15 protein-coding genes are annotated in these 16,705 nt (G+C 59.0%); 1 reads left to right on the top strand and 14 read right to left on the bottom strand.

Annotated features, from left to right (window positions below; all coding sequences use genetic code 11):
* Positions 1–258: 258 nt before the first annotated feature.
* From P9M14_03745 to P9M14_03700, 10 genes are all read right to left on the bottom strand, one after another.
* The gene (locus tag P9M14_03745; GenBank protein ID MDP8254840.1) at positions 259–1,581 is read right to left on the bottom strand and encodes an erythromycin esterase family protein; all 1,323 of its coding nucleotides are present in this window, start codon (positions 1,579–1,581) and stop codon (positions 259–261) included.
* Between the two features lie 86 nt (positions 1,582–1,667).
* Positions 1,668–2,816 carry a dTDP-4-amino-4,6-dideoxygalactose transaminase gene (gene rffA, locus P9M14_03740; protein MDP8254839.1) on the bottom strand — a complete coding sequence of 383 codons (1,149 nt, stop codon included), beginning with the start codon at positions 2,814–2,816 and terminating at the stop codon, positions 1,668–1,670.
* A 10-nt stretch (positions 2,817–2,826) separates the two neighbouring features.
* Entirely contained in the window at positions 2,827–4,143 is a 1,317-nt protein-coding gene (locus tag P9M14_03735) for an AarF/ABC1/UbiB kinase family protein (protein MDP8254838.1), read from the bottom strand.
* 332 nt (positions 4,144–4,475) lie between these two features.
* Positions 4,476–6,098, bottom strand: coding sequence for a CotH kinase family protein (locus P9M14_03730; GenBank protein ID MDP8254837.1), 1,623 nt, complete (start codon positions 6,096–6,098; stop codon positions 4,476–4,478).
* A gap of 14 nt (positions 6,099–6,112) precedes the next feature.
* Entirely contained in the window at positions 6,113–7,726 is a 1,614-nt protein-coding gene (locus P9M14_03725) for a CotH kinase family protein (protein MDP8254836.1), read from the bottom strand.
* Positions 7,727–7,743: 17 nt separating this feature from the next.
* On the bottom strand, positions 7,744–8,385 hold the full coding sequence (locus P9M14_03720; protein ID MDP8254835.1) for a lamin tail domain-containing protein: 642 nt from the start codon (positions 8,383–8,385) through the stop codon (positions 7,744–7,746).
* A 77-nt stretch (positions 8,386–8,462) separates the two neighbouring features.
* The gene (locus P9M14_03715) at positions 8,463–9,281 is read right to left on the bottom strand and encodes a polyphosphate polymerase domain-containing protein (protein MDP8254834.1); all 819 of its coding nucleotides are present in this window, start codon (positions 9,279–9,281) and stop codon (positions 8,463–8,465) included.
* A gap of 252 nt (positions 9,282–9,533) precedes the next feature.
* Positions 9,534–10,862, bottom strand: coding sequence for a TolC family protein (locus tag P9M14_03710; protein MDP8254833.1), 1,329 nt, complete (start codon positions 10,860–10,862; stop codon positions 9,534–9,536).
* The gene (locus P9M14_03705) at positions 10,859–11,770 is read right to left on the bottom strand and encodes a hypothetical protein (protein ID MDP8254832.1); all 912 of its coding nucleotides are present in this window, start codon (positions 11,768–11,770) and stop codon (positions 10,859–10,861) included. The genes P9M14_03710 and P9M14_03705 overlap by 4 nt, the downstream gene beginning before the upstream one ends.
* Before the next feature lie 18 nt (positions 11,771–11,788).
* Complete coding sequence (locus P9M14_03700) at positions 11,789–12,469, bottom strand: DUF4956 domain-containing protein (protein MDP8254831.1); 681 nt, start codon at positions 12,467–12,469, stop codon at positions 11,789–11,791.
* A gap of 224 nt (positions 12,470–12,693) precedes the next feature.
* Here P9M14_03700 and P9M14_03695 point away from each other — a divergent pair, with 224 nt between their 5' ends.
* Positions 12,694–13,923, top strand: a complete 1,230-nt coding sequence (locus P9M14_03695) for a DUF362 domain-containing protein (protein ID MDP8254830.1) — start codon at positions 12,694–12,696, stop codon at positions 13,921–13,923.
* Between the two features lie 352 nt (positions 13,924–14,275).
* On the opposite strand, the gene P9M14_03690 is transcribed toward P9M14_03695, so the two are convergent.
* The 4 genes from P9M14_03690 to P9M14_03675 all read right to left on the bottom strand — a co-directional run.
* On the bottom strand, positions 14,276–14,659 hold the full coding sequence (locus P9M14_03690; GenBank protein MDP8254829.1) for a response regulator: 384 nt from the start codon (positions 14,657–14,659) through the stop codon (positions 14,276–14,278).
* Positions 14,656–14,892, bottom strand: coding sequence for a hypothetical protein (locus tag P9M14_03685; protein MDP8254828.1), 237 nt, complete (start codon positions 14,890–14,892; stop codon positions 14,656–14,658). Before P9M14_03685 ends, P9M14_03690 begins: the two co-directional genes overlap by 4 nt.
* A gap of 368 nt (positions 14,893–15,260) precedes the next feature.
* Complete coding sequence (locus P9M14_03680; protein MDP8254827.1) at positions 15,261–16,313, bottom strand: FRG domain-containing protein; 1,053 nt, start codon at positions 16,311–16,313, stop codon at positions 15,261–15,263.
* A 136-nt stretch (positions 16,314–16,449) separates the two neighbouring features.
* On the bottom strand, positions 16,450–16,705 hold a 256-nt coding region (locus P9M14_03675; protein ID MDP8254826.1), incomplete at its 5' end, for a helix-turn-helix domain-containing protein.

The raw sequence follows: 16,705 nt of genomic DNA, 5'->3' as shown, positions 1-16,705 counted from the left end.
GGATTGCGCGCAGAATTATAGGTACTGCCGGACAAGGTTTCTATAATGTAGCGCTTCACCATTGTTCGACCTGTCGGCTACACGGTTTTCACCACGACCATCAGTCAACACTATTCGATTTTTTGGTGCGATCACTGTTGTGGATTTAATATAATACGTAGTACGTATTCCCAACTGCGTCAAGGCATATGGTTGGTAAAAGTATTCAAATATTAACTGATTTTATCTCTAACCAAGATGAGTTGACAATAATTCGGGCTAGCGACTTGCCTCGGCACTTCTTGAAAAAACGATCGCATCGACAACGTCACGCAAGGGCCCGCTGGCGTACGAGGTCGGTGTGCCGAACCCGATTTTGCGATCAATCCAGGTTCCGCGCGGCACTGATCTTAGTGGCAGGAAAAACTGCTCCCCCTGCTGGCTGAGCATTGCTTCGAGCGAACCTTTGCGAAGTCGGACCAATGAATCACATCCGTCTTCCGGGGTCGGATACAGTCGGGAACCTTCGCCGTACAGCAACCAGACGATGTAGGTGGAGCCGGGCATGGATTGCTCAAGCTCAGTGACAACGCTCGACCACATGGGCCGGTCATGCCCGTCGGGACCAAATCGCAGAGAGGTGGAAGATCTGCAGAGGTGAAGGTTGTGCCCCAGCAACACGATGCGTTCGCCAGGCCTGAGTTGCGCAAGCAGGCTCATCCTCTCAAACATCAGAGCTTCCCGTCGCACGAATCTTGCGCGTTGAGCGTCGAGGTCATTGCCCGCAGCCGACCAGTCGATTGCGATTTCGTAGGACAATGCCAAGAGTTGCAGATCGCGAGCGACAATCCCAGCGGCGTCATCCCCGCAGGATGTGTCAAGCCTGTCCCGGGCCGCACTAAAGTCTTGGGCCAGCGTCCTGATGCGGGCGATTTCAGCCCTGCCGCCCGATCCGCTTGGTGGGGTCAGCGCTGCACGCAATTGATCGACAAACGGGTCTGCCGAGCATTGCGCAAGGGCATCGCGAGCGTCCCGGTAACCCCCGCCGGGCTTGGCATCGAAGTCAAATCCGTATAGTTCGATCCGTCGGCCGTCAATGGATCGCGCTTCTTCGCTGAGCTCGTGCACGTCTTTCCAAAAAGAGCGTTCGGCTGTGATGAAGCGCTCTTCGCAAGAGGCCGGTGGTACGGGAGGAAACGGACTGAGTTCACGGCGTTCAGAATCGGTGTTGCCGCGAAAGCCGTAGAGCACCACCTGATTGAGCCAACCCTCATCGCCGGTTCGCAGGAACTCGTCGATGCGACGGGCATCGGAGCCGCCGATCTCCATCGCGATCAGGCGCACTCCCTGATCGATGACCAGCGTTCGCAGAAACGCCAGCCGATAGCCGTACTTCTCTGCTACGAAGTGGTCTCCCTCACCCAAAGCGATGAAACGCTTTCCAGCCGCAGCATCGGCAAGCTCGCGCACAACATCGTTGCCGAGCAATCCCTGTTTCAGGGAGCCCAGCTCAAGGGCGTTGGTATAAATCAAATCTTCCTGATGTGCGTGTGAGATTGCGCAGCAGCAAAGAGTGCCTACCAACAAGGCCGAGAGCGCCATGGCGGACCACCTGTCCAGGCCCCACCCGGTCCGTTTTTTATACCAAGCGAGATAGGGAACGAGAGTTCTCATAATTCATTCTTCGCTCAGGGAACGAATGCGCACAGCTCCTGGATCACCCGTTGCTGATCCTGCTGGGACATGCCGTTGTAGAACGGCAGCCGCACCAGCCGACTGCTGACGTCCACGGTCACCGGGCATTCCTCGGCCCGCGCACCCAACTTGTTTCCCATCTTGGACTGGTGCAGCGGCAGGTAGTGAAACACCGCGTAGATCTCGCGTTCGCGCAGATAGGCCAGCAGTCGATCGCGCGACTGATTGGTGGGCATCAGCAACTGGAACATGTGGTACGGCTGCTCGTATTCGGGCGAGACATGGGGCAGCCAGACCTCGCAATCTTGCGCCCAATCCATCAGCTCGTCGTGGTAGCGCTCCCAGATGGCGCGGCGACCGGCCTGGATCCGCTCCCGCGCTTCGAGCTGGGCAAAAAGAAACGCGGCGTTGATTTCCGAGGGCAAATAGCTCGAGCCCAGGTCGACCCAGGTGTACTTATCGACTTCGCCACGGAAGAAGCGCGAGCGATTGGTCCCTTTTTCGCGGATGATCTCGGCGCGTTCGATGTGCCGCGGGTCGTTGATAATCAACGCGCCGCCCTCGCCGCAGGTCACGTTCTTGGTCTCGTGGAAGCTCAACGTGGCCAACTCGCCGAAGGTGCCCAGCGGACGTCCGCGATAGGAGGCGAACAGGCCGTGGGCATTGTCCTCGATCAGCGCAATGTTGTGGCGATCGCAGATCTCGCGGATTTGATCGTATTTGCAGGCAACCCCGGCGTAGTTCACCGCGACCAGAGCGCGGGTGCGTTTGCTGATCAGCCCCTCGATCAGGCACTCGTCGAGGTTCAGGGTGTCGGGCCGGATGTCGATCCAGACCGGCTTGGCCCCGCGCAGCACAAAGGGATTGACCGTGCTGACAAAGGTGAACGAGGGCACGATCACCTCGTCGCCGGGCTTGAGGTCGAGCAGCAGCGCGCTGAGCTCCAGCGCGTGGGTGCACGATGTGGTGAGCAGCACCTTGGGCGCGCCGGTTAGCTTTGCGAGCAGCTCGTTGCAGCGCCGGGTGTATTCGCCGTCGCCCGAGATCCAGCCGCTTTCAATGGCGCGGGACACGTACTGAAGCTCGTTGCCCGTCAGATGGGGGCGGTTAAATGGGACCTTCTCAATTTGTCGTTTGGGCATCAAACCTCCGTCAATCCACACTACGGCAGTACGGCTCGAGGATCGCGTGCCAGTTAGCCTCGGCCCGCAGCCGGCGGAAGTTGCCGTACATCCCGCCGATCACGCGGTTGAGCATGATGATGTTCGGCGGAGCATCGAATTTGCGCATCATCATATAATTTTCAGTGCCCCACTGCTGCATCTTCTCGTGGACGTCCGATAGATGCATCGGGTAGGGCGCGTCGCGGCCAAACGGCTCGAGACCGATCTCGCAGGCCTGGCGATAGATCTGCGGATCGGGGCGATCGTCGTCCAGCACGCGAATTCCCAAATTATCGCAGTCCTCGGGCAGCCGCTCGAAGCGGCGGTGGAAACCGTCGCTGAGCGTTTGTTGGTAGGCCTGTACGAACTGTGCGGGGAATTTTTTAATGCAGCCGAAGTCGTAGATCACCAGCCGGTTTCGGCTATCCAGGGCGTAGTTGCCCGGATGCGGGTCAGCGTGCAGCACGTGCAAATCGAACACCTGATGCAGCAGCAGCTCGAACAGCCGCGCGGCAAGCTCGTTGCGCAACGACTGATCGACACGATCCGAGCACAGCTCGTCCCACGAACGCCCCTCGAGATAGGTCATGGTCAGCACGCGTTGCGAGCTGTAGTCGTCCAGCGGCTCGGGGATTAATACGTCGTCGCGGTCGCGTAGCAGCTTGCGGAACAGCTTGAGGTTGTACGACTCGATCTCGTAATCCAGCTCCTCGGTGATCAGCTCGCGCACCTCCTCGAAAAATTTATCCACGTCGGCCTTGAACCAGGCGCGGCCGATGGTGCGCACCAACGAGCGCAAATTGGACAGGTCGCTCTCGACCATCTGATCGACGTTGGGGTACTGGATTTTAACGACCACCTCGCGGCCGTCTTTAAGTACCGCGCGGTGCACCTGGCCGATGGAGGCCGAGGCGTGGGCGGTCTGGTCGATGCTCTGAAACAGCTCCTCTGGCTCGCGTCCCAGCTCGCTGAGGAACTGCTCGCGCAACTGTGAGAACGGCACGGGCGGCGCGGTGCGCTGGAGTTGCGAGAGCACCTGCGTGATTTCCGGCGGCAGGATGTCCGCGGCGAGGCTGATCTGCTGGCCGAGCTTCATTGCCGCGCCCTTGAGCTCGCCGAAGGTTTCGACCACGCGCTGGGCGTTGCGGGTGTGGGCCTTGGACAGCGAGTCGCGGCGTTTGTCCTGGGACAGGAACGTATCCTTGATGCGCTCGCCCAGGTACGAAGATCCGACCCGCGCGCTGAGCCCGCCGAGCTTGAAGAAACGCCCGCCGCGCGTGGTGTGGACTTTCTTTTCCGACGCCATTTTGTCTCCGTCCGAATTGTCGGACGTTACGATACCATCGGCCGCGTAACGGACAAAGCAACGTGCAACGCTGCGCTTTCCGCGACAGGGAGGTGGGGAAAGATCGTGAAAACGATCTTTGTGTGTAGGCTCGCAGCGGCGGCTTTGAGCCGCCACAAAAAACGCATATTTCCCTGGTCGTTCTACGCCGATCTGCCCCGCGTCGCGGGGATCATCGTTGAGCTACGAGTTTGATCCACTTGCGAGTTTTGCCCGGCTCAAAGCCGGGCGCGGAGAGGCTCGTGGCGTTACGACCAGCGAACTACGCGAGTTTTGTGGCACCTCAAAGGTGCCTAGGGCATTACGCAGACCGAGGGGTGGGGCCTACTGCAGTAGTCTCCGGCCCATAGGCCGTCGCGGTAATCGTCCATGGTGGCGCAATCAACGCCCGGGCTTTCGGAGGGTTGATCCGGCCCCCAAGGAAGGTACGAGAGGATCGTTCCGTCCGGGTCGGTCCAGACGTCGTCTTCGTCAATGTCGTTGGCGCCGATCCACCAATCGTCATCGATCAGCCCCAACAAGGTGTTGGTCAGGAACAACTGATCGTCCGCGTCAAGGGGGACCGCCAGGCTGCCGCCCAGGTACTGGCAGTAGTTCAGGGCGTTGTGCCACGAGCAGGAGGTGTGCCAGACGCCGAAGGTCCGTCCGCCGAACTCGTATTCCTCGAACGTCCCCGCGCCGTTCTTGCAGTCGAGCCACTCAAAACCAAAGAGCTGGCGCTGTTCCACGTGCGTGTAGGTTGCGTCGATTGCGTCCAGATGGTCGTCGGTGGAGTAGGGCTTGTTGGCGTCCGCGTCCATTGCCTCGGCGATCTGTTCGGCGTACTGGTCGATCATCGCGTGCAGCACCTCGGGGTCGAACACGTACAGCGCCGAATCGAAAGTCTCGAGGAAATACAGGAACCAGTCGGTGTCTTGGATCATCGTCAAGAAGTGTGCGGGCTTGCCGTGGCCCCACGGGGCCTCCCAAGTGATCGGGTCGACGTTCATTCCGGCAACGGTAAAGGAGTAGTCGTTGTCCCAGGGAATGAACACGAAGCCGCGCTGGGGGTGGTTGTAGATGTACCAGTTGTCGCCGCCGGCCCAATAGCCGTCGACCTGGGGGATGACCGCCTCGCCGACCCACATCTGCACTGCCTGCTCCAGGTCTACAAGCTGTTCGAGCTGCTCCAGGGTCAACTCGGAATCGAACTGTTCCCAATCGCTGATATCCGGGTCGGACTCGTTGGTCTGCTTCTCGCCGGTTTTATATAAGTTGCCCTCGGCTGCGTCCTTACCGAAGTTACGCTCTAGAAACTCCTGGTCCACATGCTCGATGTTGGTGAACAGACCATAGTACTCGCCGTTGACCATCAGCCGCGCGCTGTTGGCGCACGGTGCAGACAAGCCAAGCTCGCGGAAGTACCAGAAGGCGATTCGTTCGCGCAGCATGCTCGGGTCGTTGTGCGGCGCGTCGAGATTGACCTTGCGCATGCCGTGCCAGCGACCGCTGTCGTCGTACTGCTTGAAAGAGATGTTGAACTGCATCTTATCGGGGCTCGATCCCCAGTTCAGCTCGCTGCCCTTGAGTCGGATCGCGGCGTTCTCCACGACCTCGTCAGCGTACTTAAAGGAGATCAAAGGGTGGTAGGGCTTGGTCGGCAGTCCCTCGTCCATGCGATCGGCCCAATTGGCCCACTCGTACTGCAGGTTGGCCCACTGGCCGGGGTCGATCTGGATATCGTAAGTCGGAAGCTGATCTGGGTCGAACACCTCGTCGCAGGCGCCGGGGAGATCAATGTCGTCGTCGTCGTCGCCGGTGTCATCGTCTGCGGCATCGTCGTCATCATCATCGCCCGATTCGTCGCAGGCGATCGAGAGCAGGCCCAGTAAAAGCATCAGGCAGATTGCGAAAATTGTGAACCGCGAGATGTTCATTTTCAGCGCCATCCTTATTTGTCGGCAGTGCAAACGGAAGGACGGGGACGTGCGCAGTAGTCGTCACTCCACAGTCCGTCGTAGTATTCGATCATCTGGACGCAGTCGATGTGGTCGTGTTCCGAAGGCTGTCCAGGGCCCCAGAACAAGTGGCTCAACGGATTGCCCGCAGCGTCGGTCCACAGGCCTTCCTGGGTCAGGTCGTTGGCACCGATCCAGACCTTGCCCGGGGCCATGCTGAACAGCGCGTTGCTCAACAACGTCTGTTCGTCCGCGTTGCGCGGCACTGCCAGGTCGCCGCCGAGCAGTTCGCAGTTCTCCCGGGCGCGGTTCCATGAACACGGGGTGGTGATCACCTGGTAATCGACGGACCCGGCCACCAGCGTCTGGTGTTCGACCTCGCCGCCAGCGCAGTTCAGCCAGCCCTGCGAGAACTCCCATCGTTTCGCAATATGTTGGCGCAGGTTGGACTCGGCCTGCTGGTGCTCGACCAGCGTGAAACTCGGGTTGGGATCGGTTGCCATCGCGTCCTCGATCTGGTCCGCGTATAAGTCGATCCGCTGATTAAGCAGCTCCGGATCGTAGTAAGTCCGTGCGCGTTCGATCTCTGAAAGATAGCGCTGGTACCAGCCGTTGTCAGTGAGTACTGTCAGGAACTGTTTGGGCTTTCCATGCCCCCAGCTGCTGACGAAATCGATCAGGTCCAACTCGTATGGGGCCAGATCGAACGAGTAGTCGATGTCCCAGGGGATGAAGATGAACCCGCGCTGGGGGTGATTGTAGAGGTAGTAGTTCACCGCGCCGGCGAAGTAGCCGTCCAGGTGCGGCGCCAGCGCCTCGCCCGCCCACTCGACGATCGCCTCGTCCAGGTCGGTGATCGCGTCGAGCTCGTCGAGGTTCAGGTCAGCCTCGAACAGCTCCACATCGCTCATGTCCGGGTCGGACTCGTTGGTCTTCTTCTCGTAGATGAAGTGCGACATGCTCTTGTACAGGTTGCCCTCGTCCTGTTTGCCGAAATTGCGCCGCAGGAACTCCTGGTCAACGTGTTCGATGTTGACGTAGAGCCCGAAGTACTCGCCGTTGATGTTGAGCTTAGCGTGGTTGACGCACGGTGCGGGCACGCCCAGGTCGCGGAAGAACTGCATGCCCAAGCGGTCGTGGAAAATGGTGTGATCGCCGTGCGCGTTGTCCAGGTTGAGCTTGCGCATGCCGCGGAAGCGTCCGTCCTCGTCGTACTGTTTGAACGAGATGTTGAATTGCATCTTGGGGTCGGGCCACCAGTGGTCCGGGCTGCCGCGCAGTCTGATCGCCGCGTTGCTGATCGTCTCGTCGCCGTAGCGGAACTCGATCAGCGGGAAGTACGACCGGGGCTCAGGGATCTCCATGCCGTATTGGTAGTTGTAGAGCAGCTCGTCCCAGTCGGACTGGGCGATCTGGATTTCGAATAACGGCAGGTTGTCCTGTTGGTAGATCTCGTCGCAAACCGCAGGCAGCTGATCGTCATCGTCGTCGTCGTCAAGATCATCGTCGTCTACGCTGTCGTCGTCGTCTCCGCTGTCTTCTTCTTTTTCCTCGTCCGGGCTCTCACAGCCGGGCAGCGCCGTGAAACACAGGATCGGAATCAGCAACAGCCAAAACAACCGCATCACTGACAGGGGTCGTTGGCCTCGCGCGGGGTGCCCAGGTCGCCATCGGACATCGCGCTGGTGGAGAAGCGCCAGGCCGCCATGTCGTCGTTGGCTGTCGTGTCCTCGGAGCCCGGACAGAGGGCCAGGCTGGCGCCCTTCACCGGGTCGTAGTCCATCGCGGCTTCGTCGTAGACAACTTGGTCGATTACTTCACCGGAGCAGGTGAGGCTGACCGTATCGCCGGAGTTGCCCAGGTTGTATTCGCCCCAGGTCCAGTCGGGCTGGGCCGGGCTTTGGTTGTCATCCAGGCCGATGCCCAAAATCAGATAGCCGTTGGCCGGGAGCGCGAGGTCGGTCTCGATCGTACTGAGATGCTCTTCGTTTTCGTCGCTGAAAACACAGCCGCGCAGGTTGAACGCGGTCTGGGTCGTGTTAAGCAGCTCGACCCACTCGCCCACGATGTCTTCCAGTGCCAGCGGGTCGTACATGATTTCGGTGAATAGCGCCTCGCCCGCCGCAGGTTGCGCCGGGTTATCTACGTCGTCGTCATCGTCATCGTCGTCGTCGCCCGAGTCGCAGGCCGCGCCCATGGCCAGCAGTGTTGCCAACAGCATGGCCAGCAGCGCCCAATGCCAAAGGCCGATAGTTTTACGGGACATGCGATCTCTCCTTTGGATAGTATTCATCATTGAGCATTGTCATGCCGATGGGGCGACGATGCCAGCCTTTTTTTAATTCAGTTGGTCATGAAACGCGCGGCCCTTACCTCGTGTGCTCCGCCGTGTTCGAACATCCCCATGCGCATCGTGTTGTAGTATTTCGAGAAACCGCGCTTGGTCAGACGAAAACGCTGCACTAGGTCCACGACCCACTGCGGAATCAGCGACTCGCACTTGATCTCAAGCACCACGGGCGATTCAAAGAATTTGCTGGTGTGCGCGTCGTCGAAATGGAACATGTCATGCTCGTCGATATTCAGATTGGCGCTGCCCCGGGCCAGGGCGCCGGAGAGCCGCCGGTCAAAGGTGATCCGCACGTAATTATCGATGTCGCTGACGTACGCCTCGCGCCGATAGCGCACGTGGGCCATGGGAATCGCCTGAAAAGACTGCGTGACATTGGTGAAGCTGGCAAAGGCATCCTCGATATTGGACTCGGGGCTTTGGCTGTTGTCGTCGACATCTTCCGGAGAGAGCAGGATCTTGGGCCAGATCGCCGTGCTGATGCGTTCTCTGGTTTTCCAGACGATCTGCCCCTGGCGGCGTTTGACCTCCAGAAACAGAGTTCCGTTGGGCTGATTGCCGAAAAAACGCACGCGCGGTTTGAGCCGCGAGTTGACCTTCAGATGGTTGGCCATGTAGAACGCCAAATCAGGGGTGTCAAGGTAGAGGCTGTGAACGGTGTAGTTGCCCAAGCCGTCCTCGGACAGCGGGTCGGGGTGCGAGAAAAACCTTATATAATCCCTGATCTCAGCGCTTAGAGACTCCGGTATTAGGAATTTGTTCTCATAACGCTTGATCGAGCTTACAGTGCCGTATCTACCGTTGCTGCTCATTTTCGATCCCGCCTGGTTGACTCTCAAATGCTGACGCCGTACGCCCAAGTCATTGGGGACCAAGGGCGCGGTTAATCTCGAAGCTTCCATGCAACATAAGTAGCACAAAGCGTGCCGGGCTCTCTATGATATGAATCACCTTTAATAACAATATGTTAATTAACCTTATCGTCATGGTGAAGCGCTATGATAGCGTTACTAAATGTAGGGCCAATAACTATTTGTAATAATTTTTAATCGTTGGGGGGTATGTCAGTGGGGCGGCTGTGCGCTGTGGATTTCGCCCACGGCGCGCAGCAGGTCGATGCGCACCTGGGAAAGCAGGGCCCGAAACTCGACTCGGGCGCGTCGTACCTGCAGCAGCTCCAATTGCAGATCGATCAGATCCAGCGGATCGGCCTCGGGGTTGGCGCGGCCCAGCTCGATGGTCTGGCGCACCTGGTCCTCCAGGCGGGTCAGGGTGGCGGCGAACTGTTCGTTGTCGTCCCACAGCCGTCGATACTCGGACAGCGCCTGGTCGAGCTCGATGGCGATTTGGCCTTCGATGCCGCGCAGCCGCGACAGGTCGCGCTGCATTGCCAGTTCCTCAGCCCGCACGCCCACGCGGCCCAGGTTGAAGATCGGCAGGGCAATGCCGAAACGCAGCTCAGCCCAGTGCTCGGTCTCGTCGTTGTCCTCGTCGTACTCGCGGCGGTACGAGGGCTCGACAAAGCTGATCCAGGGGATGGTTCGGACTCGTTCGAGGTGACGGCGCGCCTGGGACAGGCGATAGTTGCTCGAGGTCTCGAGCAGCTCGGGACGCGCGGCAAAGGCCTCTGAGAGCAGTTGCTCGCGGTCGAGCTCGATACGCTGTTCAAAGACCGGCTCCAGCGCGGGGAGCGTTTCCAATCCCACGGCCGCGGCCAGCGAACGTTGCAGCGTACGCAAATCGTTTTCGCGCTTTGACAGCTGTTGTTGCGCGTTGAACAGCTCGAGCTCGGCGTTGACCAGCTCGATGTTGGTGCGCTCGTTGATCGCGGCCTGAGTGCGCAGCAGATCGAGTAGCTGCGAGCGGTACTGCACTTCGCTGTGGCAGATCTCGACCAGACCCTCGAGCCTGACGATCTGCGAGAATCCCAGCCGCACCCAGTCGCTGCGGTCGATCTGTTCGGCGATCAATTCGGACTGCGAAAGATCGGCCCGCGCCTCGTCCGCGTCGCGCGTGGCCGCGCGCTCGCCGACGTAGGGGGTGCTGAAGCGCAGCCCGAGCTCCAGCGAGTGCAGGGTGCCGTCCAGGTCGTGCGACGAGAGCTGTCCGACCCGCAGCTCGGGGTCGGGGAAAGCGCCGCTGACACGCGCCTGTGATCGCGCCAGCTCGATGTCGCGGGCCAGCGCGTCCAGGGAAAAGTCGTTTTGCAACGCCAGCTCCACCGCGGCCTGCTCGTCAAGGGTTCGGCCAGCGGCATATTCGGAGTGGTAGGAGGGCACGTCGATGGCGGATGCTGCGCGGGGTGCGGGCGCGGGATTTGGGTGGTAGCAGCCCACGCCGATCCAGGCGACGATCAGCAGCAACTCCACCACGGGCAGTTTTCGGCGGATCATTGCTCCGGCTTGTCGATCAGCACGACCCGCACCTGTTCACCGGGCAGCAGGGCGTGTCCCTGGTCGAGCTCAACGTAGACTTGGCGCGCCCAGGTCTGCTGCTGTCCGATGAGCAGCCGCAAGGGCAGGAGAGTGAACCCCGGATGGACAAAGACGATCGTGCCGCCGGTTTCCACGATGCCCGGTCGTTTGCTGCCGACCATGACCCGCGCTCCGCGGACCATTGGCAAATTGTTCTGCTCGGGCACGTAGGCGTTGACGTGGGTCGTCTCGAGTTGCTGGACAATCAGCAGCGGGATAAAGGCGTCGACCGTATCTCCCGTTGCGGCAAACCGCTCGACCACTACTCCGGCGCACGGCGAGAGCAGGGCGCCGGAATCGGGCGCGGCCAGCAGTTGATCGAGCCCTTGCTGAAGTTCGACGGGAGCTTGCTCTCCGGTCTGCTGCGCCAGCAATGTACGCTGGCGCGCGACCTTGGCGCGTAACGCGGCGCGTCGCAGCCGCAGTTGGGTCAACTCGCTGGAGCGCACCACTCCGGCATCGCGCGCCTGCTCGAGGCGCTTGATCTCGGAGTTCAGCGCGCTGCTCTCGGCCTCGTCCGCGGCCAGACCGCTCAGCTCATCGCGCAGACGCGACTGGAGCGTGAACAGGTCGCTGCGAACGCGCAGCCCGTCTGCCAAAAGCGCGTCCATGCCTTGGACCCGCCCCAATAATTGTCCGGCCTCGACCCGATCGCCGATATCGACCCTCAGCTCGATCAGTGTGCCGGGAAGTTGTGCGCTGACGTTATGCCGCAGCGCCTCGACAATGCCCACGTAGTTGCCCGGGCTGCGGTACGCGCCGTAGAGCCAGGCCGCGGCCAGCGCGATCAGCACCCAGGCGATCCAGAACCAGGCGCGCGAGCGCATCAGCCGCAAGTATCCATGCTACAGCTCCACCGAGCCTTCTTGGCTGATAAACTTCAGTCCCTGGATCCCCTCGACCTTGCCCAACTCGAGCAGCAGTTGTTCGGCCTTGTCGATGTTGCGCAGGCGTAATTGGTAGGTGTAGTCGATCAAGGTGCCCTGAGCCAGTTCGTTCATCGCCACCAGCGAGAAGCTGCGCGTGCCCGAGCCCAGCAGGCCGCGCACCTGTTCCAGCGACTCGGAACCCGGGGCGAGCTGGAAACGGATCGAGCCGTTGTGCTGGCGCAGCGAGCCGATGTTGCCCCATTTCATGCCGATCGCCAGCAGGCAGAAGGTCAGGGTGCCCAGGATGCCCACGGCGAAGCTCTGCGCGCCCGCGGCCACGCCGGTGCCCAACGCGGAGAAGACGAAGATGATGTCGCGCGGATCGCGCAAATTTGTGCGGAAGCGGATGATCGCCAGCGTGCCGAACACGCCGATGCCGCGCGCCACGTTGTCGCCGATGGCCATCATCATCATGCAGGTCACTACGCTGCCCAGCACCAGTGCCTGGGTCAGCGACTTGGACCAGGAGAGCCCCTCGTAAGTAAACTGATATGTCTTGGAGATCATGCTGCTGAGCAGTACCGCAATCAGAAACGAGAGCAGGGCAATCTGCCAGGAGATCATCCCCTGGTGATATGCGCCGAAAAGCTCTGCCAAGACAATCCCCCGTTCGTGCGAACTCAGTGTGCGGCCGAGCGAAGATTAGCATAGGAAATAACCGCAATCCAGTAGGTAGTTAGCCGACGGAAATAATTGTGCGCAATCGGCGTCGGAGCGCCAGGGCACGGCGCGCAGCGGTTGACAGTGCGGCTTGTCAACGCATCTAATGGGTGCCAGACAACCGCCCGCCTCGATTCGGCCTTGGGACGGAGTAGCGCATCATGAATCCGCTCGTGCAGCTTGAGGCGCAGGCAGAATACGATGTCGAACAAATCGCGGCCAAGATCGAACTGATCTTGCAACGGGCGCAGGTCGATGCGCGCGGTCGCAAAATCTTCCTCAAGCCCAGCTTCGTCTATCCGGCGCGACCGCCGAAAAATCGCGGGGTCAACACGCAGCCCGAGTTCGTGGCCGGTGTGGCCCTGGCCCTGCGGCGCATGGGAGCGCGCACGGTCTGGGTCGGCGAGGATTGCCTGGTCGGCTGTTCGCAATCCGGGTTTCACGCCATGGGCGTACTGCCGTTGATCCGCGGAATCGCCCAGCCGCTTTATCTATGCGACGAGCCGCGCTGCGATGTGCGGATCGACAATCCGATCGTCGAGTCGAGCTTTCGCATGCCGCAGCGGATGATGGACGCCGACCTGCTGATCAGCCTGCCCAAGATCAAGGTCAACATGTACACGGAGGTCAGCCTGTCGGTGAAGAACCACATGGGCCTGCTGCTGGCTCCCGAGCGGCTGCCCAACCACCACTTCCACATCCACCGCAAGATCGCCGACCTCTACCGCACGCGGCCGCCGGACTTCGTGCTTGCCGACGCGATCGTCGCCGGACAGGGCCAGGGGCCGATGCACTGCGATCCCGCGCCGCTGGGACTGATCGTGGGTTCGGATTGCGGCCCGGCAGCCGACGCGATCAGCTGCCTGCTGATGGGTTATCAGCCGCGTGAGATCGAACATCTGCGACTGCTCTGCGAGCTGGGACTGGGCCCCATCGACCGCAATCAGATCGAGCTGCTCGGCGATAGTCTGCTTAACTCCCACGCCAGGGCGCTGGTGCGTCCGCGCTGCGACTTCGCGGACTACGACCCGTCAGTGCGAGTGTTCCTGGGCAGCGGCCGGGCCTGCACCCAGGGCTGCGCCGGGATGGTCCGCGGCACCCTGGACCCGTTCGCCAAACACAACGACTGGCGGCTGCTGCGCGGCATGAACTTCATCATCGGCGCCGATGTCAAGGATCTGCCCGACGACCTGGATCCGCAGCGGACGTTCGTGATCGGCGACTGCGCGGTGGAGCACGCGGATCGCGGCCGGTTTATTTCCGGCTGCCCGATTCCGCCGATCTCGCTGACCTACAGGCTGCTGAGCATGGGGATCGTAGTGCCGCACAGCGCGCGCGTGATCGATCTGGCCCACGGCATGCTCGACAGCATGCTTGCGCGGCGGCACTGACGGACTAGGCTCGGACTATTGGGGATCAATTGCGAGGCGTCCAAGGTGTCGCAGTAGGACGCAATTCAGACTATGAGGGTGAACGCCGGGAAAGGGTAAGCGGGCCGGGCGACTGGTATATGCAGGGAGGTACTGAGCGTCAGGCTGGTGGCAGATTATGACTTCGATTCCCGGTCCGGGGAAGAATTGTTGTTTTTTTCCTTGAGTTTCTTGAGCAATCCCACCCAGAACTGAGACGACCCGGACTTGGGGGTCGAGTCCACCGGGGGAGCCTTGCTCTCCCCCGGCAAACGAGTAGATTCAGATTGGGGCAGTTTGGGGTGGGATTTCGGTGGGGATAGGGCTCGCAGGGTCATGAGGGGTTATCCTCAACCTTTGCAGCCGCCGCTTCTCGCAAGGTGCAGTCCAGCTGCTCAGGATTAAAAGGCTTTTGCAACAGCGGCAATCCCAGATCGCGTACCTTCTGGATGTCCATGCTCGAGTTCAGTCCGGTGATCACCACAACCGGCAGTTCTTTGCGGATCGTCCGAGCCTGTTCGATCAACGACAGTCCCGATTTGCCGGGCATGGTCAGGTCGGTGAGCAACAGGTCGATCATCTCGCCCTGGGGACTATCGATCTGGATCAGGGCTTCGTCCGCGTCGATTGCGGTCAGACACTCGTGGCCGTAGAGCAGTAATCCGCGGCGGATCGTCTCGAGCATTGTGCGCTCGTCGTCGACTACCAGTACTCTCACGGTTGCACCTTCACCGCCTGGACCACAACGTACTTGCCCGAGGCCGAATCGACCTCAATGCGCGCCTGACCCTGTTCAAAGTCGGAATTGGACCCGAGCGAGCCTAGTTCGCCTTGGCTCTGGGTTGCTGCCCACTCGGGTCCGCTCGCTATATGAACGGAGAGGAAGAGGACGATCGCCAGGCCGATAAATACCAGCTGCAGGATCTCAAGGGTGATCGACCTGACTTTCATCCACGGTCTCCGTTTTCTTAATCGATGCAACTCTCGGTATTACACGCAACGTGCCAACACGGCGAAAAATAATAGTTATGTGATATTGGGGTGTTACAATTCGGCCTACGGAATTGCCAGCACTGCACAATCCAACTGTTCATGCCAAAACGGCACACGTATTGTTGTAAGACGATGAATTTAAAGGTTTCCTGAAAATCTAGCTCAGTTTGAGATAGGTCAAATGCGCGGCGGTGAATGACATAAACGATCTATACGCTTAATATTGAACGATAAACTGTCATCCTGAGGCCCCTGGACGAAGGATCTGCGTGCGGATGGTGAATGAGGTTTGAACTGGCCCTGTTTGGTCAGGAGAATATTTATCTCTAGGATTGTTTTGGGTGGTCAGGCCAGAGCGTTCTCTCCTTGGCCCATCCCGCCGCTCCGGACAGGCTTGGTTTTAAAGTGCCACTATGGTAACCAATCTCATAGAGCAGCTGCAGCAGGATCCCTGCCTTTCCTCGGGCAAGAGTGAATTTCTTAATAATTCCATCATCTATCATGCTTTCCATTTCGTTTTTAAGCGAATCCTTAATGTCCTTTATTTCATTTTTCAGTTTGTCTTTATCGAAGAGGCAGAGGATTTTATCAAGGGACATTATTTCACTATCTGTTACGAGGGTAAACAGGCCCCTCTGAGCCGCGAGGTTCGGATTGTTAGCTCTTATTGGGTTTATTATTTCAATGGAAATCCCGTAGGGAAATTTTTTAATGAATCTTGTATTCAGCGCCCATACGACAACTTTTACTTCACCATGCTTTGGATTATATTCAGACTGGGCAGCCATTTCCGCGGCGAAGTAGGCCGCAATATATGATTTTTCAGTCCAATCCAATAATCTTGTGGGCACTTCGTAATGCTGTGCAAGCGCGAGCAATTCAAAGTAGTTTTTATTTGGCCATGGGCACGGGTTTTCGATTTTCATTAAGGCAGCACGAACCGTCACACCCAAAAGACGATCACGAAACTCAGTAGTATAACGAGGCAGTTTCCTTCCCTGCCAATCCGCTGCCTTACAGAAATCACGAAGCAGATCAAACTCAGCACCGACTTGAAGCCGATTTTCGTATATTGCCTCTTCAGCGTTTCCTTTTTCTAGTTTTCTTCTGAGATAATTCTTTTTATATCTGATGCAGTTTTTACTAAGATCGGAGGATGATGTGTCGTTACGCAAAGCAGATGGTTTCAATCCAGGATCAATATCTAATGGCTGCCCCCTGAAAATCCAATAATCAGGGATAACCTCATACTCCTCACCTATGTCCCCTTGTTCCGCTTGCCTTTTTCTTAACCATGGCTCCTTGGTGGGATTTAGTTTTTCAAGGAAATCTTCTGCAGAATTAAAATGCGTTGTATAATCTTCAATCGTATTGGACATGAGCCCTCCTGCCTATTCCCAATTCTTAATATTGCGTATCCGGTCAAGATATTCTACACTTAAAAAATAATTTTCATATAGACATAAAAAACCGGGCTAGAAGTGGATGTTGATTCCGGCGTAGCCGCCCGGGTCGTTATTTCACGCCGTACGATTTGAGTTTGCGGTGCAGGGTCTGCAAGCCGATGCCCAGGGCGCGGGCAGTGCGGCTCTTATTGCTGTTCAGTCGCTGGTAGGTCTGCACGATGTGCGAGCGTTCGACTTCGGCCATGGTCAGCACCTGGTCCGAGGAGGCATCCGGCGATTGTTGCGCGGGGCGCTGTTTGATCGGAATCCGCAGGTGTTGCGGCTCGATCTTGCCGGACTCGGCCAGGTTGGCCGCGGACTCCAGC

This window comes from Candidatus Alcyoniella australis (genome assembly GCA_030765605.1).
Taxonomy (GTDB): domain Bacteria; phylum Lernaellota; class Lernaellaia; order JAVCCG01; family Alcyoniellaceae; genus Alcyoniella; species Alcyoniella australis.
This window is presented reverse-complemented; position numbering and strand designations above follow the sequence as displayed.